The following is a 22629-nucleotide window of genomic DNA, read 5'->3' as shown; positions in this document are numbered from 1 at the left end:
CCGCCCCCTGCGTGCCGCCGGGCCGGGGGGGGGGTGGGCCGGCCCCCTCCCCCCCCCCCGCGGGGGGGGGGGCGGGGCGCGCCCCCCCCGCCGCGCGGCGACCGGTCAGGGGTCAGAGCCCTTTCCGGGGGAAAGGGATCCGACCCCGCCCGCGGGCTCACCCTGCGCGGCCTGCACATCCGGGTCGGCCACGGCGGCCGACAGCCCCACCTGCGGGCCGGCCCCGGCCAGGGCGGCTTCTTCGGCGGCCTTGGTCATCACCACGATGCTGATGCGGCGGTTGATCGGGTTCTGCGGGTCGGCCTTGTCGAACAGCACCGAGGAGGACAGGCCGACCACGCGGGTGATCTTGCTGTCGTCCATGCCGCCATCGACCAGCGCACGCCGCGCGGCGTTGGCGCGGTCGGCGCTCAGTTCCCAGTTGCCGTAGCCGTGTGCGGCCGAATAGGCGGTGATATCGGTGTGGCCGGTCAGGCTGATCCGGTTCGGAACATGGTTCAGGTACTCGGCCAGCTCGTGCAGGATCTGCTGGGTATAGGGCTTCAGCGAGGCGCTGCCGAGGTCGAACATCGGCCGGTTCTGCTTGTCCACGATCTGGATGCGCAGGCCTTCCGGGGTCAGGTCCAGCAGCAGCTGGTCCTTGAACGGCTCCAGCGCCTGGCTCCTGCTGATCGCTTCCTGCAGCTCCTTCATCAGCGCTTCCAGCTGCTGCTTGTCGCGCTGCTGCTGGTCCACCGGCTGCGGCACGGCTTCCTTCTGGTTCTGGAAGGGGTCGTTGCTGTTGCCGCGGGACACATCGGTGGCGCCACCCAGCTTGATCATCGATGTGCTGGCGCCGCCCGGGCCGGCCATGCCCGGTGCGGGCGTGGGGCTCTGCCCGGCCAGCGGGCTGGGGTTGCGGAAGTATTCGGAGATCGCTGCGCGCTCGGGCTTGCTGGTGCTGGCCATGAGCCACAGCACCAGGAAGAAGGCCATCATCGCGGTCACGAAGTCGGCGTAGGCCACTTTCCACGAACCGCCGTGATGGGCGGCATGGCCGCCCTTCCTGACCCGGCGGACGATGACGGTGGGCTTGTTCTCGGCCATGGCTTACTTGACCGTCTTCAGGTGCTGCTCGAAATCGGAGAACGCCGGGCGCACGTTCGACGGCAGGGTCTTGCGGGCGAATTCCAGGGCGATCTTCGGGTTGTAGCCGCGCAGGCAGGCCAGCAGGGCGGTCTTGACCGATTCGTAGATGCGGCTGTCCTGCTCGGCGCGGGCTTCCATCGCCGAGGCCATCGGGCCGATGAAACCGTAGCCCAGCAGGATGCCGAGGAAGGTGCCGACCAGGGCGCCCGCCACGTGGCCACCCACTTCGACGATGTCGCCGCCGATCGAGCCCATGGTGATGACGATGCCCAGCACGGCCGCCACGATGCCGAAACCGGGCAGGCCGTCGGCCACCTTGTTCATCACCTGCGAGGGCGCCATCGCTTCGGCGTGGTGCTTTTCCAGCTCCAGCTCCAGCAGCGGCTCCAGTTCGTGCGGCTCGATGTTGCTGCCGATCATCAGGCGCAGGCAGTCGGTGATGAAGTCGATCAGGTGGTGGTCGGCCTGCACCTTCGGGTAGTTGGCGAACAGGGCACTCTCGGCCGGGCGCTCGACGTGGTCTTCCAGCGACATGAAGCCTTCGCGGCGGGCCTTGTTCAGCAGTTCATAGAGCAGGCTGAGGACGTCGATGTAGTCCTGCTGCTTGTAGCGCGGGCCCTTGAATACGCCGATCGCTGCCTGCAGCGTCTGCTTGACCGTCTTGGCCGGGGTGCCGACCAGGAACGCACCGACGGCCGCGCCACCGATGATGACCAGTTCGTAAGGCTGCCAGAGGGCACCCAAGCGGCCGTGGGCGCCCAGGTAGCCGCCGAGGACGCTGATGATGACGACCAGGAATCCAACGATGATGAGCATGGCGCGACGCAAGGAGAGGGGATATCTCCTTGTCGGCCTGACACCGGTGTTTCTGAAGAGGGAATTCTGTGAAGTCGGTCAGCGGGGGTGATCAGCCCGCCGTGCCGGCCTCGGCGCCTTCACGCTGCAGCGGATTGGGCCACGGCTCGCCGTTGCCGACGAAGGAAAGTGAGACCGAGTTCAGGCAGTGGCGCTCGAAGGTGGGCGGCGGCCCATCCGGGAACACGTGGCCCAGGTGGCTGCCGCAGCGGGCGCAGGTGATCTCGGTGCGGATCATGCCGTGGCTGATGTCGCGGATTTCGGTCACGTGCGCCGGGTCGTAGGGCGCGAAGAAGCTGGGCCAGCCGGTGCCCGAATCGAACTTGGTGCTGGAGCGGAACAGCGGCAGCGCGCACAGGCGGCAGCAGTAGACGCCCTCGCGCTTGTTGTCGAGGAACACGCCGCAGAACGGGGCCTCGGTGCCGTGCTGCAGCAGCACGCGGCGTTCCTCGGCACTCAGGCCGGCCACCAGGGCGTCGGTCTGGGTGGCGGTGGGGGGCGTCAGGTCGAAAGCGCTCATGCCGGCTCCGTGGGGGTGTGGCCTGGGGATGCCGGCAAACGTGGGGGTGCACGGCGTCCGTTGCAAGTGTGATGGCCATTCATGGCCGGCACACAGGCCCCGGCGCAAGGTGGAGGTCTCACACGATGGAGCGTGCCATGACACTGCGTCTAGCCCTGCTGTTGACTGCCCTGCTGCCGCTGGCTGCCCAGGCCCAGGTGCCCACGTCCTCCAGCCCGACCGCCACGCGGAGCACGAACAGCGTGAACCCGCCCCCGGTCGCGCCGCAGGCGCCGCCGCAGCCCGCCAACCCGGCACTGCCGGTACAGGTGCCGCGCCAGCCGGCGCAGCCGATCCGCTCGACCGGCCCGGCGCAGGTAGCACCGGCATCGACGCCGGCCACGCGGGCACCGGAAAAGGTGTACGACCGCAACGGCCGCATCGTGCCGGGGGTGAAGCCGGCGGGCCCCAACCGCGTGTTCGATTCGCGCACCGGCCGTTACTACGACAGCGTGCCGGCGGGCGACGGGCAGCAGATCAAACCGTGATGTGCGCCGTGGCGGGCCTGAACCCACGAAAACGACGCCCTGCCGATCACTGTTTTTTCGCCTGCGATTAACCGCGCCGGGACCACCGTGGCCCTGCAGCGGCAACCGCCGTTGCATGTCCTTCGTCCACTGGATCGCGATCATGAAAAACCAGCAGAACCGTCATCCCGGCAAGGAGCAGCAGGGCCAGAGCCGCAGCCCGCAGCAGCAACAGCAGCAGATGGATGCGCAGCAGCCGCAGAAGGGCGGCAGGCAGCAGGAGCAGCGCCAGCAGGGGTCGCAGAAGCACCCGCAGCAGCGTTGACCGGCGCCAGGGGTCGGATCCCGCACAGCGGGCTCTGACCCCATCCGGCCCAGCCACTCAATCCGCGATCGGCAGCGCCCAGGTCTCCTTCACTTCTTCCATCACGATGTAGCTCTTCGATTCGCGCACGTGCGGCAGGGTCAGCAGGGTGCTGCCCAGCAGCTTGCGATAGCTGGCCATCTCGCTGATGCGCGCCTTCAGCAGGTAATCGAAATCGCCCGAGACCAGGTGGCACTCCAGCACGTTGGGCAGCTTCAACGCCGCCCGCCGGAACTCCTCGAAGATGTCGCCGGACTTGTAGGCCAGGCTGATTTCCACGAACACCAGCAGGCTGGCCTTCAGTGCTGCCGGGTCGAGGTGCGCGTGGTAGCCGGTGATGACCCCTTCGCGCTCCAGCCGGCGCACGCGCTCGGTGCAGGGGGTGGTCGACAGGCCGACCCGTTCACCCAGTTCGGTGAAGGAAATACGGCCCTCGGCCTGCAGGATACGCAGGATCTTGCGGTCGATCTTGTCCAGCTCGCGCGGGCGTGTGGCCATGGCCGTCAACCTCCGGGGGTGAATCACAGGAAAACATCCTGCCTGTGATCTCAAAATCAGGCAAATCGTCTGGGAATGGAAGAATATACTTCCCCGATTATGCTCCCGGCGTGCTCAAACGCAGGGAATCATCGGGTTGGAGAGTTCCCATGCGAGTCCTCGTTCTTGGCAGCGGCGTGATCGGCACCACCAGTGCCTGGTACCTGCGGCAGGCCGGCTTTGAAGTCACGGTCATCGACCGCCAGCCCGGCCCCGCGCTGGAGACCAGTTTTGCCAACGCCGGCCAGCTGTCGTTCGGCTACACCTCGCCGTGGGCCGCCCCGGGCGTGCCGAAGAAGGCGATCGGCTGGCTGTTCGAAAAGCATGCGCCGCTGGCAATCAAGCCGGGCATGGACCTGGCCCAGTACCGCTGGCTGTGGCAGATGCTGCGCAACTGCACCCACGAGCGCTACGCCATCAACAAGGCGCGCATGGTGCGCATGTCCGAGTACAGCCGCGACTGCCTGAACGAGCTGCGCGCGCAGATCGGCATCGCGTTTGAAGGCCGCGACCTGGGCACCACCCAGCTGTTCCGTACCCAGCAGCAGCTGGATGCCTCGGCGCAGGACATCGAGATCCTCGCCCAGTACGGCGTGCCCTACGAAGTGCTGGACCGCGCCGGCATCATCCAGGCCGAACCGGCCCTGGCCCATGTCGATGGCCTGGTGGGCGCGCTGCGCCTGCCGCGTGACCAGACCGGGGACTGCCAGCTGTTCACCCGCCGCCTGGCGCAGATGGCGGCCGACGCCGGCGTCGAGTTCCGCTACGACCAGGACATCAGCGGCCTGGAGTTCGATGGCGACCGCATCACCGGCGTGCGCATCGGTGGCCGGCTGGAAACCGCCGACCGTTTCGTGGTCGCGCTGGGCAGCTATTCGCCGCAGATGGTGGCGCCGCTGGGCATGCGCCTGCCGGTGTACCCGCTGAAGGGCTATTCGCTGACCCTGCCGATCACCGACCCGGCGATGGCACCGACCTCGACCATCCTGGACGAGAGCTACAAGGTGGCCGTGACCCGTTTCGACAACCGCATCCGCGTGGGCGGCATGGCCGAAGTGGCCGGTTTCGACCTGTCGCTGTCGCAGCGCCGCCGCGAGACCCTGGAGCTGGTGGTGCGCGACCTGTACCCGAAGGGTGGCGACCTGGCCAAGGCCGATTTCTGGACCGGCCTGCGCCCGGCCACCCCGGACGGCACGCCGGTCATCGGCGCCACCCCGTTCCGCAACCTGTACCTCAACACCGGCCACGGCACCCTGGGCTGGACCATGGCCTGCGGCTCGGGCCGCTATCTGGCCGACCTGATGAGTGCGCGCCAGCCGCAGATCAGCACCGAGGGCCTGGATATCTTCCGCTACGGCCAGTACGGCCAGGCCCCGCAGCAGGAGAGCCGCGCATGCGTCCTGCCCGCGCGCTGATCGACCTGGGCGCGCTGCGCAGCAACTACCGGCTGGCCCGCGAACTGGGCGGCGGCAAGGCGCTGGCAGTGGTCAAGGCTGATGCCTATGGCCACGGCGCGGTGCGCTGCGCGCAGGCGCTGGAAGGCGAGGCCGATGGCTTCGCGGTGGCCACCATCGAAGAGGCGCTGGAACTGCGCCAGGCTGGCATCCGCGCGCCGATCCTGCTGCTGGAAGGCATCTTCGAGGTCAGCGAGCTGCCCCTGGTGGCCGAGCATGACCTGTGGTTCTCGGTGGGCTCGACGTGGCAGCTGGAGGCGCTGGCCGCCTTCGACAGCCCGCGCCCGCTGACGGTGTGGCTGAAGCTGGACAGCGGCATGCACCGGCTGGGCCTGGACGTGGCCGGCTTCCGCGCCGCGCATGCGCGCCTGTCGGCGCTGCCGCAGGTGGAGCGCATCGTGATGATGACCCACCTGGCGCGCGCCGATGAGCTGGACAGCGAGCGGACCCACGAGCAGGCCGCCACCTTCAAGGCGGCTATCGACGGCCTGCAGGGCGAAACCAGCGTGTGCAACTCGCCGGCCCTGCTGGGCTGGCCGGACGTGCGCAGCGACTGGGTGCGGCCGGGCCTGATGCTGTACGGGGCCAACCCGCTGCCGGACGACACCACGCTGACCGCGCGCCTGCGCCCGGTGATGACCATGCAGTCCAAGGTGATCGCCGAGCGCTGGATCGAAGCCGGTGAGCCGGTGGGCTACGGCGCCCGCTTCGTGGCCAAGGCCCGCACCCGCGTGGGCGTGGTCGCGCTCGGCTATGCCGACGGCTACCCGCAGTTCGCCCCGAACGGTACCCCGGTGCTGATCGATGGCCAGCCCGGTGGGCTGATCGGCCGCGTGTCGATGGACATGCTGACCGTGGACCTGACCGCGCACGCGCAGGCCGGCATCGGCAGCGTGGTGGAACTATGGGGCACGGCGCCGACGCTGGCCGAACTGGCCCCGCGCTGTGGTGTCAGCGCCTACCAGCTGCCGTGCGCGGTCAAGCGCGTGGCCCGGGTGTATCTGTAGCGCCGAGCCTGCGCTCGGCGGAGCCCTTGGCGCACGCCTCAGCACCGCCATGCCCGGCGGCCTTTGATCAACGCGCGGCGGTCGCCTGCGTGGTCAACTGGCGCTTCACCCAGTCATCGATCAGGCGCTTCTCGAAACGCAGCGGATCGCTGTCGCTGCGCAGCCCGATGTTGTGCAAGTAGCCGCTGTCGCTCAGCTTGGCCTCGCCTTCGTCGACGATGCGGCCGCTGGCGTCCTTCAGCGTGTACTGCAGGGTGATGCGCGGCGGGTAGATGTCGCGCATGATCCGGATGTTGTCGGCGCGCGGGCCGTGCCACGGCTCGTAGTCGCCGGCGCGCTTGATGTCCACCAGAGTCACGTCGAGGGTCTGCCCCGGCTGCAGCGGCTTGGCGGCCGCGGTCCGCACGTAGCGGGCCAGCTGCTGCACCCAGTCGCCGCGCTGTGCCTCGAAGCGGTTGGTGCTGCGGCGGATCTCGGTGAAGGTGGCCGGATCGTCCCATTTCACGCTGACCGGGCCATCGGCCTGCAGCGCCCGCGGTGCCCGCGGATCGGTGACAGTGCGTGGCGCAGCGGTGGCGCTGCCCACGACCAGGGCGCCTGCCAGCAGCAGAGCGGCGGAAAGCGAGCGGTTCATGGTGGTCTCCTGCGTCCCGTGATCGGGGCGGTGTCGGTTGACAGGTCGAGTGTGATCCTGCTGCCGGGGGCCAGCAATGGCCGATTGCGTCATATGCGACAGCAGTTGTCGCGAATTCATGGTCGTCAAGCCTGACTGACGTCGCTTGACGCTGTGAATACGCGCTCTGGAAGATGCTGTACCTCCACCCGGTCCGTTCCCCACGCCCTTGTCCACACTGCCGCCCCTCGCGGAGCGCCCGCCCTCGAAGGCCCCGGCGCCCGAACCCGAACTGCATCACCGCGTGCTCGAGCACATCAATGCCGGCTTCTGCGTGATCCAGGTGCTGTTCGAAGGCGAGCAGGCCGTGGACTATCGCTTCATCGAGGTCAACGACGCCTTCGAGCGGCACACCGGCCTGAAAGGCGCGCAGGGCAAGCGGATGACCGCGCTGGAGCCGCAGCACGAACGCGACTGGTTCCGCATTTTTGGTGAAGTGGCGCGCACCGGCCAGCCGGCACAGTTCGAGATGGAAGCACGCGCGTTGGGCCGCTCATTCGCTGTGGACGCAGTGCGTGTCGGTGATCCGGGCGAAAACAAGCTGGGCGTCCTGTTCTTCGACGTGACCGCGCGCAAGCAGATCGAAGTGGAGCTGGGCGAGAGCGAGGCACGTTTCAGCGCGCTGGCCGATGGCCTGCCGATGCCGGTCTGGGTGCTGGACGAGCGCGGCCATGCCCGTTTCGTCAACAGCGCCTTCAGCGAATTCTTCGGTGGCGATGAAACCCGCGTGCCGGAAGATGTCTGGCGCGGCCTGGTGCATCCGGACGACGCTTCGGTATTCGAATACGAGCTGCAGGAAGCGCTGACGGTGCAGCGCTCGATGCATGCACTGGTGCGTGCGCGGCGGGCCGATGGCCAGTGGCGCTGGCTGGAAATGAACGCGCGGCCGCGCTTCTCGCGCATGGGCCGCTTCATCGGCCTGGCGGGCAGCAGCCCGGACGTGACCGAGCGCCGTGAGATCGAACTGGCGCGCGAGGAGCTGCTGCAGTCCGAGCGTGCCGCGCGCAGTGCCGCGGAAAGCATGGCGCGGCTGAAGGACGAGTTCCTGGCTACGCTGTCGCACGAGCTGCGCACGCCTCTGACCACCATCCTCGGCTGGAGCGAACTGCTGCTGCAGCGGGTGGACAACACCAGCCCGCTGTTCAAAGGCCTGAACGTGATCGCCAGCAGCGCCACGGCGCAGAAGCGCCTGATCTCGGACATGCTGGACCTGAGCAGCATGCTGCTGGGCAAGGTGCAGCTGGAGGTGGAAGTGCTGGACCTGCGCACGCAGCTGGGCGATGCCCTGGGGGCACAGGAGCCGGTGGCCGAAGGCAAGGCGCTGGATGTCAGCCTGCAGCTGCCCGACCAGCCCTGCCTGGTGCTGGGCGATGCCACGCGCCTGCAGCAGGTGTTCTGGAACCTGCTGTCCAACGCCATCAAGTTCACCCCGGCCGAAGGCCGCATCGAGGCGCAGGTGCGTGCCGATGGCGGCTACTGGACGATCACCCTGCGCGACACCGGCGACGGCATCGCGCCGGAGTTCCTGCACCATCTGTTCAGCCGTTTCCGCCAGGCCGATGGCACCACCACGCGCCGACATGGCGGCCTGGGCCTGGGCCTGGCGATCGTGCAGCAGCTGGTTGAACTGCACGGCGGCACGATCAGCGCGGCCAGCGACGGCCATGGCCATGGCTCGACGTTCACCGTGCGCCTGCCGCAGTACCTGCCTGATGCCGACCGCCGGCCGCTGCGCGAAGTATTCAGCGGCCCGATCCTCGACCCGACCGTGGTCGAGCCGTATCCGCTGCGCGGTCTGCATGTGCTGGCCGTGGACGACCAGCCGGAAGTGCTGGAATACCTGCGGCGCATGCTGGAAGAGCAGGGCGCCAGTGTCTCGGCGGTCAGTTCGGCCGGTGAAGCGCTGGCCCTGCTGGCCGACAGCGGCCACCTGCAGTACCAGGTGATGCTGACCGACATCGGCATGCCGGGCATGGACGGCTATGGCCTGATGCGCACGCTGCGCGAGGACATGGGCGTGGCCGCGACCGACCTTCCCGCCGTGGCGGTGACCGCGCTGGCACGTGCCGATGACCGCCGCCGCGCGCTTGCCTCGGGCTTCCAGGAACACGTCGCCAAGCCGTACTCGGTGGCGCAGCTGGTTTCGGCCGTGCGCAGCGTGCAGCCGCAACGCAGCAGCGATGCCTTGCACTGAGTACCCAGGAGGTTCACCGATGTCCCGTATTGCGCCCCGCATCCACACTGACCCAGCGCAGATCGCCCGTCTGGAAGCCCTGTTGCCGCAGCTGGGTGGCGAATGGCAGGTGCAGCTGACCCTGCATGATGGCCGCCGCCTGCTGGGCACCGTGGCCGTGCGCCCGACGGTGCAGCAGTACCGCAATGAAGCGGGTGATGAAGGCAGCAACGGCCAGCTGCGCCTGGACGACCATGACAACCCGGTACAGCAGCACCACGTCTGGCTGGACGAGATCGCCAGCGTCAGCCGGTTGCCGCCGAAGGCGCCGTCACAGGCGTGAAACGATAGCGCCGGGCCATGCCCGGCGCCACCCCGCATTTCAGTGTTCGAATACGGTCGGCGTGGCCTCGAACCTGCGAGCATAGGCACGCTCGTCGGCCACGCGGGCCACTTCGTCGTCGGCGAGGTCCGGTGCTCCATAGACCGCATAGGCCACGCTGCCATCGGCACCATGACCGACCTGGTGCAGGCGGTAGCGCGAATGCCCACCACCGGTGTCCTCGGGGTAATGCACGGGCGGATGGCTGCCTTCCAGGTCCATTTCACTGTTGTCGACTACTCCACCGACGAACAAGGCGCGCATGCAGGTTCTCCTGGGGTTTGCTGGGGGAGACCTTACCCTGAACGCTTCGATGTTGTCGGCGCATCAACAGCCCGTTGAACTTTCGCAAAGCGGGCCCCCGGGGCCGGCCCGGCGAGGGCGGTACAATGGACGGCCCTACGCTTGAAGTACCCGCGCCGATGGCCTCCAGCAACGACGCCCCCCTGCAGACCCTGCTCCTGCCGTTCAGCAACGGCACCCTGCACTGGCCCGACGGCCCGGTCGCCTTCCTCCGTGCCCGCGATGGCTGGCCGCTGCGCGAGATCGCCGGCAACCGCGAGGTGCACTGCGAGCAGAGCTTCGCCCCGTTTGCCGAGCCGCTGCAGCAGGCCGCCGGCTGGACCGTCAGCGGCGAGATCGACGCCGCCGCCGGCAAGGGCCGCTACCCGCTGGTGCTGGTGCTGCCGCCGCGCCAGCGTGAAGAAGCCCGCGCGCTGTTCGCCCGCGCTCTGGTCCTGGTGGCCGAGGGTGGCCGCATCGTCGCCTGCCAGTCCAACAACGAGGGCGCCCGCTCCGGCGAAGGCGACCTCAAGCAGCTGACCGGCCTCGGCGGCTGCCTGACCAAGAACCACTGCCGCGTGTATTGGACCGCGCTGCTGCAGGGCCAGCACGACGCCGACCTGGCCAAGCGCTGGAGCGCGCTGGACGCGGTGCGTCCGATCGTCGGCGGCCGCTTCCTCAGCCGCCCGGGCGTGTTTGCCTGGGACCGCATCGACCCGGCCTCGGCGCTGCTGGCCGAGCACCTGCCCGCCGACCTGGCCGGGCGTGCCGCCGATCTCGGCGCCGGCTACGGCTACCTGTCGCGCGAGCTGCTGGAGCGCTGCCCGAAGATCACCGCGCTGGACCTGTACGAAGCCGAGCAGCGTGCGCTGGCCCTGGCCGAACTGAACCTGGCGCCGCCGCCGCGCGCGCTGCCGCTGCGCTTCCTGTGGCGCGACGTCACCGCCGGCGTCGAGCCGGGCTACGACGTCATCATCAGCAACCCGCCGTTCCACACGCCGTCGCGCGCCGACCGCCCCGACATCGGCCAGCGCTTCATCGCCGTGGCCGCGCAGGCGCTGCGCCCGGGTGGCCGCCTGTACGTGGTGGCCAACCGCCACCTGCCGTACGAGTACACGCTCAACGAGAGCTTCGGCGCGGTACGTGTCATCGCCGAGCGCGATGGCTTCAAGCTGGTCGAGGCGGTGAAGGGGAAGGGCAAGTGAAGCTGGTCAAGCTGATCGCCAACCTGGGCTACGGCAGCCGCAAGCAGGTTCAGTGGATGTTCCGCGAGGGTCGCGTGACCGATGCCGACGGCGAAGTGCTGTACGCCGATGACCAGGTGCCGCACGAGGCGATCCGGGTCGATGGCGAGCCGCTGGACCCGCCGGTGGGCCTGTCGCTGGCCCTGTACAAGCCGGCCGGCTACACCTGTTCGACCAAGGACACCGGCCGCCTGATCTACGATCTGCTGCCGCCGCGCTTCCGCGACCGCGATCCGGTGCTGTCCACCGTCGGCCGCCTGGACCGCGAGACCAGCGGCCTGCTGCTGCTGACCGACGATGGCGGCCTGCTGCACCGGATCATCTCGCCGAAGTCGAAGCTGCCCAAGGTCTACGAAGTGGAACTGGCCGAGGACCTGCGGGGCGATGAAGTGGCGCAGTTCGCCAGCGGCACGCTGATGCTGGAAGCGGAGAAGACGCCCCTGCTGCCGGCTGAACTCGAAGTGCTGGGCTTGCGCAAGGCGCGCCTGGTGCTGCACGAAGGCCGCTACCATCAGGTGCGCCGCATGTTCGCCGCTGTCGGCAACCACGTGCAGGCCCTGCACCGCAGCCGCGTCGGCGGCCTGGACCTGCAGGGGCTGGACGAAGGCCAATGGCGGATGCTGACCCCCACCGACCTGGACACCCTGTTCGCTCCATGACCTCCCTCGCTGCGCTGTCGTTCCTCCCGGATGCCGTCATCTTCGACATGGACGGCCTGATGATCGACAGCGAGCGGGTGTCGATCGCCTGCTGGAGCGAGGCGGCCGCCGAACTCGGGCTGCCGCTGGACGCAACGTTCTTCGTGCGCATGGTCGGCCTGGGTGACCGTGACAGCCAGGCGCTGCTGCGCGGGCAGGGCGTGTCGGACGCGATGATCGCGGCGATGGCGGCGCGCTGCCACGATCTCTACGAGGCGCGCACGCAGACCGGCCTGCCCTTGCGGCCGGGCATCCTGGAGCTGCTGGAACTGCTGAAGGCGCACGGCATCCCGCGCGCCGTGGCGACCACCACGCGGCAGCCGCGGGCCAACCGCAAGCTGGCCGCGGCCGGACTGCTGCCGTACTTCAATGCGGTCATCACCAGTGGCGACGTCGCCCACCCGAAGCCGGCGCCGGATATCTACCTGCTGGCCGCACAGCGGCTGGGCAAGGCACCGGAACGCTGTCTGGCGCTGGAGGATTCACCGGCCGGCACGCGCGCCGCCGTGGCGGCGGGCATGACCGTGATCCAGGTGCCGGACCTGGTGCATCCGGATGAAGAACTGCGCGCGCTGGGCCACCGCATCGTCGGTTCGCTGGTGGATGCCCACGCCCTGCTGGTGCCGTTGCTGCCGAAATAATCGGTGGGTGCCGGCCGTTGGTCGGCACGCTCTACCGCTCTGGTAGATGCCAACCTTGGTTGGCACTGAGCGGAGCATGGGCTCGGCTCTACATCCGCGCGATCACTGCGCCCGCCGGCCATGGCCCGGCGCTACCGGTGGGTGTCGACCGTTGGTCGGCACGCTCTACCGCTCTGGTAGATGCCAACCTTGGTTGGCACTGAGCCGAGCATGGGCTCGGCTCTACATCCGCGCGATCACCGCGCTGGTGGGTGCCGACCGTTGGTCGGCACGCCTTCCAATCAAACGCGGCCGAACACCAGCGCCGCGTTCGTACCCCCGAAACCAAAGCTGTTGGACATCACCGTGTCCAGCTTCTGCTCGCGGCTCTCGCGCAGGATCGGGAAGCCTTCCACCGCCGGGTCCAGCTCGGTGATGTTGGCCGAGCCGGCCACGAAACCATCGCGCATCATCAGCAGGCAGTAGATCGCCTCATGCACGCTGGCCGCGCCGAGCGAGTGGCCCGACAGCGCCTTGGTCGACGACAGCGGCGGCACCGCATCGCCGAACACTTCGCGGATCGCGCCCAGCTCGGTCACGTCGCCCAGCGGCGTCGAGGTGCCGTGGGTGTTGAGGTAATCCAGCGGACGGTCGACGTTCTGCAGCGCCATCTTCATGCAGCGCACCGCGCCTTCGCCGGACGGGGCGACCATGTCGGCACCGTCGGAGGTCACGCCGTAGCCGATCAGCTCGGCATGGATGCGCGCACCGCGGGCAACGGCGTGGTCGAAGTCTTCCAGCACCAGCATGCCGCCGCCACCGGCGATGACGAAGCCGTCGCGGTCCTTGTCATACGGGCGCGAGGCGCTGGCCGGGGTGTCGTTGAAGCTGGTCGACAACGCGCCCATCGCATCGAACATCACGCTCATCGACCAGTGCAGGTCTTCGCCGCCACCAGCGAACATGATGTCCTGCGCGCCATGGCGGATCATGTCCGCGGCCGCGCCGATGCAGTGCGCGGAGGTCGCGCAGGCGGCCGACAGCGAGTAGCTGACGCCCTTGATCTGGTACGCGGTGGCCAGGCAGGCCGACACGGTGGAGCACATCGTGCGCGGCACCATGTACGGGCCGACCTTGCGCACGCCACGGGCGCGCAGCAGGTCCACGGCACCCACCTGCCATTCGCTGGAACCACCGCCGGAACCGGCGATCAGGCCGGTGCGCAGCGCGCTCACCTGTTCCGGCGACAGGCCGGCATCGGCGATCGCATCGCGCATGGCGATGTAGGCGAAGGCAGCCGCATCGCTCATGAAGCGCTTCTGCTTGCGGTCGATCTGTGCATCCAGGTCCAGATCCACGCGGCCGCCCACCTGGCTGCGCAGGCCGGCTTCGGCGTGGTCGGGCAGCGCGGTGATGCCGGCGCGGCCTTCGCGCAGCGCCGAGGAAACGGTATCCAGATCATTGCCCAGGCACGAGGTGATGCCCATGCCGGTGATGACGACGCGACGCATCAGAAGCTCCCGGTTTCAGTGAACAGGCCCACGCGCAGGTCGCGGGCGTTGTAGATCTCGCGGTCGTCCACGTACATGCGGGCATCGGCCTGGGCCATCACCAGCTTGCGGTTGATGACGCGGGTGATGTCGATCTCGTAGCGCACCAGCTTCGCTTCCGGCAGCACCTGGCCGGTGAACTTCACCTCGCCGCAGCCCAGGGCGCGGCCCTTGCCGGGCGCGCCCAGCCAGGTCAGGTAGAAGCCGGTCAGCTGCCACATGGCATCCAGGCCCAGGCAGCCGGGCATCACCGGGTCGCCGATGAAGTGGCAGCCGAAGAACCACAGGTCCGGGCGGATATCCAGTTCGGCACGAACCATGCCCTTGCCATGCGGTCCGCCGTCCTCGCGGATTTCAGTGATGCGGTCGAACATCAGCATCGGGTCGTTGGGCAGACGGCCGGCGGCGGCGCCGAACAGTTCACCGCGGGCGCTGGCCAGCAGCTGGTCACGGTTGAACGCGTGGAGACGAGTCATGGAAAGCGCATTCCTGGAAGCGAAAACAAGGCAACAAGTCCCCGAGGATGCACGACGGTTGCAACGGGAATCAAACCGCCGCACCGTACGCGTGCGTAGTGTTTTCCCCGGGAATCACGCATCCCGTTGATGCACAACGACCATACTTCGCCGTCTGGACCGGTACGGTGCGGTTATCATGTCAGCCAACCATGAACGCACTGCGCAAGATCATCCACGTCGACATGGACGCCTTCTACGCGTCGGTGGAGCAGCGTGACGACCCGTCGCTGCGCGGCAAGCCGGTGGTCGTGGCCTGGCGCGGCGCGCGTTCGGTGGTGTGCGCGGCGTCCTACGAGGCTCGGGTGTTCGGCGTGCGCTCGGCGATGCCGGCGTTGCGTGCCGAGCGCCTGTGCCCGGATGCGATCTTCGTGCCGCCGGATTTCGCGCGTTACAAAGCCGTGTCACGCCAGGTGCGCGAGATCTTCCTGCGCCACACCGATCTGGTCGAACCGCTGTCGCTGGACGAGGCCTACCTGGACGTGACCGCGCCGAAGAGCGGCATCGAACTGGCCACCGAAATCGCGCGCACCATCCGCGCGCAGATCCGCGAAGAGACGAACCTGACTGCTTCAGCCGGGATCGCGCCGAACAAGTTCCTGGCCAAGATCGCCTCGGACTGGCGCAAGCCTGATGGCCAGTTCGTCATTCCGCCGCAGCGCGTGGATGCCTTCCTGCTGACCCTGCCGGTGAAGAGCGTGCCGGGCGTGGGCAAGGTGATGGAAGGCAAGCTGGCCGAGCGCGGCATTGTCACCTGTGGTGACCTGCGCAACTGGACGCTGCCGGACCTGGAAGAGAGCTTCGGCAGCTTCGGCCGCAGCCTGTACAACCGCGCCCGCGGCATCGACGAACGCCCGGTGGAACCGGATCAGCAGGTGCAGTCGATCTCGTCGGAGGACACCTTCGCCGAAGACCTGCTGCTGGAAGACCTGGGCGAGGCCATCGTGCAGCTGGCCGAGAAGACCTGGCACGCCACGCGCAAGACCGAACGCATCGGCCACACCGTGGTGCTGAAACTGAAGACCGCCCAGTTCCGCATCCTCACCCGCAGCTACACCCCCGACCGCCCACCGGAATCGCTGCAGGAACTGCGCGACATCGCCCTCTCCCTGCGTGCCCGCGTCGACCTGCCCGCCGACACCCGCTACCGCCTGGTCGGCGTCGGCCTCGGTGGATTCCGCGATAAGGAACTGGTCGTGCAGGGCGAACTGTTCGGGCACGGCCCGAATCATTCCACCTCCATCTGACCGACCCCGTGCCGACCAACGGTCGGCACCCACCAGAGCGGATCGCTGTTCCGACAGATCGTGGGAAACTGTCGAAGGCGGGGTGGGTCCGGTTGCGGGGGGGTGAGCGGCATGGATGCCGCGACCAAGCCCCCATGGACGGGTTCACGGCGTCCCCTGCCACCGGACCCACGCCGCCAACCCATAGATACCCAGCTGTTGCTCCGGCTGTTGCCGTTGCATTGAGCAGGTGCAGGGCGCAGCCCTGCAAAAACAAACCACCTGCCTCAAGGCCACTGCATCTCGCCCTTGGCCACCTTCGCACTCAACTCCAGCGACGCCACGCCTTCCAACCTGGGGTAACGCGCCCGCATCGCCTTCACCAGCGCCGCACTGTCCTCCGCCTTGCCCGTTTCCACGTCGAATGCACGGATGTAGTCCGCCGTGAAACGCAGCGCGCCCGCATCCAGCGCCGTACCGGGCGCATAATGGCCCGGCACCACCACCTTCGGCTTCAGCGCCTGCAGCTGCTGCAGCATCTGCAGCCAATCGGCATGCGACTGCGGCGTCTGCGTATCGGCCATCCACACATGCTCGCCGGCCACTACCGGAATGCCGCCCACGATCGCGCGCAGCGACGGCACCCACAGCACCGTGCGGTCCGGCGTCGGCCCATCCAGCCCGATCAGCGGCAGGCGCTGGCCTTCCAGCTGCAGCGCATCGCCCTCCAGCACCTGCGGCACGATGATGCGCGCGGGCACATCGGCACCCATCTTCGGGCCCCAGTAGGCCAGCTTGCCGGCCTGGGTCTGCTCGATATGGGCGACGGTCTGCGCGGTGGCGACGATGCGTGCCTGCGGGAAGGCATCCTGCAGCGTGGCCAGGCCGAAGTAGTAATCCGGATCGCCGTGGCTGATGTAGATCGTGGTCAGCTGCTTGCCGCTGGCGCGGATCTTTTCGACCAGTGCACGCGCATCGCGGGCCGCGAACTGTGCATCGACCAGTATTGCCTCGCGGCGGCCTTCAATCAGTACCGAGGACACCGAAAACATCGCCTGCGGGCCGGGATGGAAGGTCTGCAGGTGCAGTTGTGAGTGTTTCGCCGCCGTGGCGGCTGCCGGCGTGGCCGGTGCGGCCAGCAACGGCGCACTGGCGAAACCGGCGGCCAGCGCGAACGGAAGAAGCAGGGCAGCAGTACGCATCAACGATTCCTTGTGTAGAGCCGAGCCCATGCTCGGCTGCAGTGTTTGCCTCGAACCAAGCGCAGGCTCGGCTCTACCGGGGAAACGTATCGATCAATACGCCGCAGTGATGATCTGCTTCGGGTACTTGGCCGCTTCCAGCTCGGCCACGAACGCCGCACCGTAATCGGCGTAGCTGATGCGGCTGTGGCCGCTGGCATCGGCGAGGAAGGTCTTCGCCTGCACGCGGTACTGGCCACGCTCGTCGCCCGGGCCGATTTCCGCCGCCGGCGAGAAGAAGGTCCAGTCCAGGTCATCCACGGCCTGCAGGCGCTTCAGCGCTTCGCGCGCGGCCAGTGCGTACGGCTTGTAGGCGGCCGGGAAGTCCGGGGTGTCGACCAGCTGCACGCCCGGCGCGATCTCCAGGCTGCCGGCGCCACCGACCACCACTACGCGCGGCACCTTGGCCTGGCGCGCGGCGGCGACCAGCTGGTCGGCCACGGTGGCGATCTGGGCGATGTCATCACCCGGGCGCGGGCCGTAGGCGCTGGCCAGCACCTCGTGGCCGGCAATCACCGCAGCCAGGGCGTCGGTGTCGTCCAGCGCGGCGATGGCGAGCTGGGCACCGGCCAGTTCGGCCGGCAGGTCCTTTTCACTGCGGACCACGGCCGTGACCTGGTGGCCGTTGGCCAGCGCGTGGCGGGCGATCTGGCGCCCGATGTTGCCGGTGGCACCGACGAGGGCAATCTTCATGGCGGAACTCCTTGGGGCGGAATGGGGTGGGAACGTGGCCACTGTAGGCCGCTGCAGTTGCTCGAAAAACAGCGTATAACGCGCTTGTTTGTTGCATGGATCGAGCAGATGGACCGATTGACCGCCATGACCGTGTTCGTCGAAGTGGCCGAGCGCGGCAGCCTGACCGCCGCCGCCGAGGTGCTGGACATGTCCCGCGCGATGGTCAGCCGCTACCTGGCCGAGGTGGAGGACTGGCTGGGCGCGCGCCTGCTGCACCGGACCACGCGGCGGATCAGCCTGACCGGCGCCGGTGAAGCCGCGCTGGCGCGCTTCCGGCAGATGCTGGCCATCGGCGAGGAACTGCAGGGCGAACTGGCCAGCGACGATCCCGAGCCGCACGGCACCCTGCGCATTACCGCCAGCGTGTCGTTCGGGCAGAGCCATCTGGCCCGCGCTGTGGCTGCCTTCGTGCAGCGCCATCCGGCGGCGCGCATCGAGTTGCTGCTGGTCGACCGCATGGTCAACCTGGTGGAGGAGCGCGTGGACCTGGCCGTGCGCATCGCACGCCAGATCGACCCGGGCCTGATCGCGCGACGGCTGGCCACCTGCCGCTCGGTGCTGTGCGCCACGCCGGCTTACCTGCAGGCTCATGGCACGCCCAGCGCGCCGGAACAGCTGCCCGCGCACAACTGCCTCACCCATCACTATGTGGGCAAGAGCCTGTGGCAGCTGCACCGCGATGGCCGCTCGCTGTCGGTGGCGGTGGGCGGCAACATCAGCGCCAACGAAGCATCACTGCTGCTGGAAGCGGTGCGCGCCGGTGCCGGCATCGCCATGCTGCCGACCTACCAGGTGGCACCGCTGCTGCGTTCGGGCGAACTGGTGCAGCTGCTGCCGGCCTACGAACTGGACGAGCTGGGCATTCATGCCGTGTACGCATCGCGTCGACAGCAGCCCGCTGTCATGCGGCGGTTCCTGGATTTCCTTGCTGAGTGTTTTGCCAGCCCGGCCTTCCAGGATCTGGATTGGCGCCCAGCGACCAGGGAGGACACATGAACCATGGACAGGCACTGCTCGACCACAACCGCGCGGCGTGGGAATGGCAGGCGCGCGAGGTAAGCGATCGGTATCGCCCGGTCGATATGTGCCCGGGGTACGCCGCTTGTGTGTGGACCCGCAAGACCTGCCGACCGTCGAGCGCAAGGCCAGACTCCGCGCCCGCCGGTTCGGCTCAGGGGGAATCGGGAAAAGCGCGGGGCGTACAATGGACGGCCCACGTCGTACAGGTGCCGTCCTTTGTCGTATCCCTATCCGTTGGTTGTGTTTGATCTGGACGGCACGCTGGTGGACAGCGCGGCCGATATCGCCGAAGCGCTGAACCGCACGCTGGAAGACATCGGCCTGGCGCGCGTGCCTGAAGCCACCGTGCTGGGCTGGATCGGCGATGGCGTGCGGCGGCTGGTGGAGCAGGCCGTGCATGCCGCCGGTCGTGACATCGATCTGGCCGAAGTGATGCCGACCTTCATGGTGCATTACCGCGAGTGCCTGCTGCGCAGCCCGCGCCTGTTCGACGGCGTGCCCGAAGCGCTGGCCGTGCTGCGCACGCGTGGCGTGCCCCTGGCCATCTGCACCAACAAGCCGGCGGCGCTGGTGCCGCCGCTGCTGCAGCACCTGGGCATCGGCGATGCGTTTTCGCTGGTGCTGGGCGGTGATTCGCTGCCGCAGCGCAAGCCCAGTGGTGAACCGCTGCGGCATATCGCCGCGCACTTCGGGCTGGCAGTGGACGCCTGCCTGATGGTTGGTGATTCGCTCACCGACTACCGTGCCGCCGAAGACGCAGGCATGCCGATCGCACTGGTGCGCTACGGCTACCCGCGTGGCCTGGACCTGGAAACGGCACATGCCGTGGCGGTCATCGACGACCTGCGTGACCTGCCGGGGCTGGCATCAGGCATTCCGACGCCGTGATCCGTTCGCCGGGCATGGCCCGGCGCTACCAATCATGTAGATCGACGCCATGCATCGATGCCGAGGCCCGTTACTTCGGCTGGTAACGCACGCTCAGCTGGTATTCGCGGCCCGGCTGGTTGAACCACGCCACGGTCTCGTAGCTGCGGTCGAACAGGTTGGCCGCGCGCGCCAGCAGCGACCACGATGGCGTCAGCGCATATTCCGCGCGCAGGTCCAGCGTACCGTAGCCGCCCACCTTCACCGCGTTGCTTGCGTCGTCGTAACGCTTGCCCGCGCCCTGCACGGTCAGCCCGGCGCGGAAATCACCGAAGCGGCGGTCCACGTCCAGGCGCGCGGTCTGCTGCGCGCGGCGCGCCAGCCAGTTGTCGAACTGCGCGCTGCCAGCGGTGCGGTTGCGCGGGTCGGTGTAGCTGAGCTGGCCATTGATGTCGAAGCCGGCCAGCACTACGCCCGCGGTCAGTTCGGCCCCGCGGATACGCGCCTTCTCGACCTGCTGCATCATGAAGGTCGCCGCATCGTAGGTGATCAGGTCATCGATGCGCGTCTCGTACACGTCCATGCCCCAGTGCCAGCCCTGGCCGTGCTGCGACAGGCCGAGGTTGGCGCTCTTCGACTTCTCCGGATCCAGCGTCGGCACGCCGCTCCACGGGTCGTACAGGTCGCTGAAGGTCGGTGCCTTGAACGCGGTGCCGTAGCTGGCATTCACGCGCAGGCCGTGGCCGAGGTCCATCGCCCAGCCGAGGCTGCCGGTGGCGTGGTTGCCGAACTGCGCATTGTCATCGTTGCGCGCGCTCACCTGCAGCTGGTGGCGGCCGAAACGACCCTGGTACTGCACGAACACGCCGGTGTTTCGGCGGCTGTCGACCAGATAGCCCGCGCTGCTGCCATCGAGGTTGTCTTCGCTCCAGTCCACGCCGGTGCTCAGCAGCTGGCCCTCGGCCAGGCCGATGTCGGCCTGCAGCGATGCATTGTCGCGGTGGGTCTGCGCGCTGCCGAACACACCGAAGTCACCGTAGTTGTCCGATTCGTTGTCGCTGCGGCCGACGCTGGCGGTGAAGGCCAGGCGATCGGTCGGGGTGTAGCGCACCTTGCCGGACATCACCTGCTGCAGCGTTTCCGAATAGTTGTAGTAACCGTCGTAGTGGTTCTCGCCCTCGGCACGCAACGCGCTGCCTTCCACGCTCCACTGGTCGTTGAAGGTGTAGCCACCGCGCAGGCTCTTGGACAGGTTGCGGTAGCCATCGCGGTCGGGCTCATCGGCGAAGCAGCCGGCGAACAGCGTGGCCGAGCCACGGCAGGCGTTGATGCCGTCGGTGTGCTGGTAGGCGATGTCGGCGCCGAACCAGCCGTGCTCGCCGCTGCCACCGATGCCGCCGCTGGCCTCGCGCAGGCCATTGCTGCCACTGCCGAGCTGGAAGTGCGGGGCGAATTCGCCCTGGTTGCGACGGGTGAAGATCTGGATGACGCCACCGATGGCATCGGCGCCGTACAGGCTCGACTGCGGACCGCGCACGATTTCCACGCGTTCGATCTGTGCCAGCGGCAGGTCCTGGTACATCGCCAGGCCGAGGTCGGCGCTGTTGATGCGCACGCCATCGACCAGCACCACGGTGTGCGAGGAATTGGTACCGCGCAGGAACAGCGAGCTCTGCTTGCCGAGGCCACCGCTGTTGGTCAGGTTGATGCCGGCGCGACCTGCCAGCAGTTCCTGCAGCGAGGTGGCTTGGCTGGATTCGATCTGTGCGCGGTCGATCACCTGGGCCGGCGCGATGCTGTCCTGCAGGGCGATGGGGGTACGCGTGGCGGTGACCAGCACCTGGTCCAGCGCCGCGGTGTCTTCGTTGGCCTGCGCATGGGCCAGGGCGGGCAGGGCGGCCAGCACGGCCAGGAACAGCATTCGGGACTGCAGCTTCATCGGGGGACTCCAGGTGCCACGCACGCCCGCGTGGCGAAGGGGAGGAACCGCGAGCAAAGGCAGGCAGGCGCCGAAGCCGCGGCAGCGCCACGGTCATCCAGCGCCATGCCCACCGCATCGCGACCTGAGGCTTCCGGGCCGGTCTCCGGGCTTGCCGCCAGGTGGCGCGAGGCCACCGTCCAGGCGCCTTCCCATGCCGATGGCACAGTGGCGGTATTGCCTGGAACAGACGTGCTTACCGTTGCGGGGGCAGCGCCGGCCTGGCGTGTTGCCACGCGTCACCGGCTTCCCGTTTCAACCTGCCGGCCATGGCCGCAGGTCACCTGGAAGTGGGCGCAGTCTACGGCATCCCCGGGACCCCGTAGAGTCGAGCTTGCTCGACTGCCTTCGCTGTGCCCGTAGAATGTCCCCTCGATCCCGTGGTGCCGTTGCCGATGTCCCGCTGTTTTCTGCTGTTCCCGCGTTGCCTGCACAGGACGCACGCATGATCCTCGACCTGGTCCGCCATGCCGGCAACGGCCGCGATGAGTTCCTCGATGGCCGCAGCGATCCGCCGCAGCTGGCCCGCCTGCCGCAGGAACTGGTCGACGCCTATGCCGAGCAGGACTGGCAGCGGGTGATCAGTTCGCCGCGCCTGCGCTCGCTGCACACGGCGATGGCCCTGGCCACCCCGCGCGGGCTGGACGTGGAGGCGGACGAGGAGTGGGAAGAACTGGATTTCGGCGATTGGGACGGGCAGTCGTTGTTCGACCTGCCGGAGGACGCGCTGGCGGCCTTCCATGCCGATCCGCATGCGTTCCCGCCGCCCAACGGCGAGAGCTGGGGCCACTTCGAACGGCGCATCGCACGCGCGCTGGATCGCCTGCTGGACGATGAGGATCCGCTGCCGACCGTGGTGGTCAGCCATGGCGGCCCATTGCGCATGGTGCTGTCGCAGGTCTGCGGGCTGCCGCTGTCGCTGTGCTGGGCACTGCGCATCGACCACGGCACGCGCCTGCGGGTGTGGCTGGAACGCGGCGAAGTGGGCCTGGTCGGCGAGCTGCTGGAACTGCAGCAGCCGTAAGCCGCATCACCGTGGTAGTGCCGGCCGCTG

Annotated in this window: 24 protein-coding genes and 1 riboswitch; of the genes, 13 read left to right on the top strand and 11 right to left on the bottom strand. The window is 68.3% G+C overall.

The genetic code is table 11. The annotated features are described in order from the left end of the window. Positions 1 to 105: 105 nt before the first annotated feature. The 3 genes from motB to msrB all read right to left on the bottom strand — a co-directional run bounded on the left by motB (position 106) and on the right by msrB (position 2503). Positions 106 to 1086 (bottom strand): flagellar motor protein MotB, encoded by a 981-nt coding sequence (gene motB / locus AC1VXD_RS15400; protein WP_482992782.1) that lies wholly within the window; start codon positions 1084 to 1086, stop codon positions 106 to 108. Between the two features lie 3 nt (positions 1087 to 1089). Then, entirely contained in the window at positions 1090 to 1944 is an 855-nt protein-coding gene (gene motA, locus AC1VXD_RS15395; RefSeq protein WP_108767598.1) for a flagellar motor stator protein MotA, read from the bottom strand. A gap of 91 nt (positions 1945 to 2035) precedes the next feature. Continuing rightward, the gene (gene msrB / locus AC1VXD_RS15390; RefSeq protein ID WP_482992781.1) at positions 2036 to 2503 is read right to left on the bottom strand and encodes a peptide-methionine (R)-S-oxide reductase MsrB; all 468 of its coding nucleotides are present in this window, start codon (positions 2501 to 2503) and stop codon (positions 2036 to 2038) included. Between the two features lie 137 nt (positions 2504 to 2640). On the opposite strand from msrB, the gene AC1VXD_RS15385 reads away from it, so the two are divergent. Both AC1VXD_RS15385 and AC1VXD_RS15380 read left to right on the top strand, forming a co-directional pair. After that, on the top strand, positions 2641 to 3030 hold the full coding sequence (locus AC1VXD_RS15385; RefSeq protein WP_482992780.1) for a classical arabinogalactan protein 4: 390 nt from the start codon (positions 2641 to 2643) through the stop codon (positions 3028 to 3030). A 115-nt stretch (positions 3031 to 3145) separates the two neighbouring features. Next, the gene (locus AC1VXD_RS15380; protein ID WP_482992779.1) at positions 3146 to 3334 is read left to right on the top strand and encodes a lana protein; all 189 of its coding nucleotides are present in this window, start codon (positions 3146 to 3148) and stop codon (positions 3332 to 3334) included. Between the two features lie 57 nt (positions 3335 to 3391). Here AC1VXD_RS15380 and AC1VXD_RS15375 read toward each other — a convergent pair whose 3' ends face one another. Then, on the bottom strand, positions 3392 to 3871 hold the full coding sequence (locus tag AC1VXD_RS15375) for a winged helix-turn-helix transcriptional regulator (RefSeq protein ID WP_108766941.1): 480 nt from the start codon (positions 3869 to 3871) through the stop codon (positions 3392 to 3394). A gap of 149 nt (positions 3872 to 4020) precedes the next feature. Here AC1VXD_RS15375 and AC1VXD_RS15370 point away from each other — a divergent pair, with 149 nt between their 5' ends. Both AC1VXD_RS15370 and alr read left to right on the top strand, forming a co-directional pair. Next, positions 4021 to 5325 (top strand): D-amino acid dehydrogenase, encoded by a 1305-nt coding sequence (locus tag AC1VXD_RS15370; RefSeq protein WP_482992778.1) that lies wholly within the window; start codon positions 4021 to 4023, stop codon positions 5323 to 5325. After that, on the top strand, positions 5304 to 6371 hold the full coding sequence (gene alr / locus AC1VXD_RS15365; protein ID WP_482992777.1) for an alanine racemase: 1068 nt from the start codon (positions 5304 to 5306) through the stop codon (positions 6369 to 6371). Before AC1VXD_RS15370 ends, alr begins: the two co-directional genes overlap by 22 nt. Before the next feature lie 67 nt (positions 6372 to 6438). Here alr and AC1VXD_RS15360 read toward each other — a convergent pair whose 3' ends face one another. Next, a complete protein-coding gene (locus tag AC1VXD_RS15360; protein WP_482992776.1) occupies positions 6439 to 7005 on the bottom strand; it encodes a DUF3016 domain-containing protein in 567 nt (188 codons plus the stop codon). Between the two features lie 208 nt (positions 7006 to 7213). Here AC1VXD_RS15360 and AC1VXD_RS15355 point away from each other — a divergent pair, with 208 nt between their 5' ends. Next, positions 7214 to 9238 carry a PAS domain-containing hybrid sensor histidine kinase/response regulator gene (locus AC1VXD_RS15355; protein WP_482992775.1) on the top strand — a complete coding sequence of 675 codons (2025 nt, stop codon included), beginning with the start codon at positions 7214 to 7216 and terminating at the stop codon, positions 9236 to 9238. Positions 9239 to 9257: 19 nt separating this feature from the next. Further along, entirely contained in the window at positions 9258 to 9560 is a 303-nt protein-coding gene (locus AC1VXD_RS15350; protein ID WP_482992774.1) for a DUF3247 family protein, read from the top strand. Positions 9561 to 9599: 39 nt separating this feature from the next. Here the strand turns inward: AC1VXD_RS15350 and AC1VXD_RS15345 are convergent, their stop codons facing one another. Further along, positions 9600 to 9863, bottom strand: a complete 264-nt coding sequence (locus AC1VXD_RS15345) for a hypothetical protein (RefSeq protein WP_108767606.1) — start codon at positions 9861 to 9863, stop codon at positions 9600 to 9602. Positions 9864 to 10021: 158 nt separating this feature from the next. On the opposite strand from AC1VXD_RS15345, the gene AC1VXD_RS15340 reads away from it, so the two are divergent. From AC1VXD_RS15340 to AC1VXD_RS15330, 3 genes are read left to right on the top strand one after another with little or no spacing between them, the layout of a single operon-like run. Beyond that, on the top strand, positions 10022 to 11086 hold the full coding sequence (locus AC1VXD_RS15340; RefSeq protein WP_482992773.1) for a class I SAM-dependent methyltransferase: 1065 nt from the start codon (positions 10022 to 10024) through the stop codon (positions 11084 to 11086). After that, positions 11083 to 11784, top strand: coding sequence for a pseudouridine synthase (locus AC1VXD_RS15335; protein ID WP_482992772.1), 702 nt, complete (start codon positions 11083 to 11085; stop codon positions 11782 to 11784). Before AC1VXD_RS15340 ends, AC1VXD_RS15335 begins: the two co-directional genes overlap by 4 nt. Beyond that, positions 11781 to 12464 (top strand): HAD family hydrolase, encoded by a 684-nt coding sequence (locus tag AC1VXD_RS15330; protein ID WP_482992771.1) that lies wholly within the window; start codon positions 11781 to 11783, stop codon positions 12462 to 12464. The genes AC1VXD_RS15335 and AC1VXD_RS15330 overlap by 4 nt, the downstream gene beginning before the upstream one ends. A gap of 281 nt (positions 12465 to 12745) precedes the next feature. Here AC1VXD_RS15330 and fabB read toward each other — a convergent pair whose 3' ends face one another. Both fabB and fabA read right to left on the bottom strand, forming a co-directional pair. Then, positions 12746 to 13954 carry a beta-ketoacyl-ACP synthase I gene (gene fabB / locus AC1VXD_RS15325; protein ID WP_482992770.1) on the bottom strand — a complete coding sequence of 403 codons (1209 nt, stop codon included), beginning with the start codon at positions 13952 to 13954 and terminating at the stop codon, positions 12746 to 12748. Next, positions 13954 to 14469 (bottom strand): 3-hydroxyacyl-[acyl-carrier-protein] dehydratase FabA, encoded by a 516-nt coding sequence (gene fabA, locus AC1VXD_RS15320; protein WP_079220498.1) that lies wholly within the window; start codon positions 14467 to 14469, stop codon positions 13954 to 13956. Before fabA ends, fabB begins: the two co-directional genes overlap by 1 nt. A 191-nt stretch (positions 14470 to 14660) precedes the next feature. On the opposite strand from fabA, the gene dinB reads away from it, so the two are divergent. Further along, the gene (dinB, locus tag AC1VXD_RS15315; protein WP_482992769.1) at positions 14661 to 15755 is read left to right on the top strand and encodes a DNA polymerase IV; all 1095 of its coding nucleotides are present in this window, start codon (positions 14661 to 14663) and stop codon (positions 15753 to 15755) included. A gap of 266 nt (positions 15756 to 16021) precedes the next feature. Here dinB and AC1VXD_RS15310 read toward each other — a convergent pair whose 3' ends face one another. Continuing rightward, the gene (locus tag AC1VXD_RS15310) at positions 16022 to 16936 is read right to left on the bottom strand and encodes an MBL fold metallo-hydrolase (RefSeq protein ID WP_482992768.1); all 915 of its coding nucleotides are present in this window, start codon (positions 16934 to 16936) and stop codon (positions 16022 to 16024) included. 93 nt (positions 16937 to 17029) lie between these two features. Further along, positions 17030 to 17668 (bottom strand): NAD(P)-dependent oxidoreductase, encoded by a 639-nt coding sequence (locus tag AC1VXD_RS15305; RefSeq protein WP_482992767.1) that lies wholly within the window; start codon positions 17666 to 17668, stop codon positions 17030 to 17032. Between the two features lie 108 nt (positions 17669 to 17776). Between AC1VXD_RS15305 and AC1VXD_RS15300 the strand changes: the two genes are divergently transcribed. Together AC1VXD_RS15300 and gph are read left to right on the top strand one after the other, a co-directional pair. Then, positions 17777 to 18706 carry a LysR family transcriptional regulator gene (locus tag AC1VXD_RS15300; protein WP_482992766.1) on the top strand — a complete coding sequence of 310 codons (930 nt, stop codon included), beginning with the start codon at positions 17777 to 17779 and terminating at the stop codon, positions 18704 to 18706. Positions 18707 to 18946: 240 nt separating this feature from the next. Then, complete coding sequence (gene gph, locus AC1VXD_RS15295; protein ID WP_482992765.1) at positions 18947 to 19618, top strand: phosphoglycolate phosphatase; 672 nt, start codon at positions 18947 to 18949, stop codon at positions 19616 to 19618. Between the two features lie 70 nt (positions 19619 to 19688). Here gph and btuB read toward each other — a convergent pair whose 3' ends face one another. Beyond that, positions 19689 to 21536 carry a TonB-dependent vitamin B12 receptor gene (btuB, locus tag AC1VXD_RS15290; RefSeq protein ID WP_482992764.1) on the bottom strand — a complete coding sequence of 616 codons (1848 nt, stop codon included), beginning with the start codon at positions 21534 to 21536 and terminating at the stop codon, positions 19689 to 19691. 119 nt (positions 21537 to 21655) lie between these two features. Then, positions 21656 to 21878: riboswitch (cobalamin riboswitch) on the bottom strand. Between the two features lie 142 nt (positions 21879 to 22020). Between btuB and AC1VXD_RS15285 the strand changes: the two genes are divergently transcribed. Beyond that, positions 22021 to 22599, top strand: a complete 579-nt coding sequence (locus tag AC1VXD_RS15285) for a histidine phosphatase family protein (RefSeq protein ID WP_313052333.1) — start codon at positions 22021 to 22023, stop codon at positions 22597 to 22599. Positions 22600 to 22629 lie beyond the last annotated feature (30 nt).

The sequence above is a fragment of the Stenotrophomonas sp. STEN054 genome (assembly GCF_056854535.1).
Note: the sequence above shows the minus strand (reverse complement) of the source record. Positions and strands in the feature narration are given on the sequence as shown.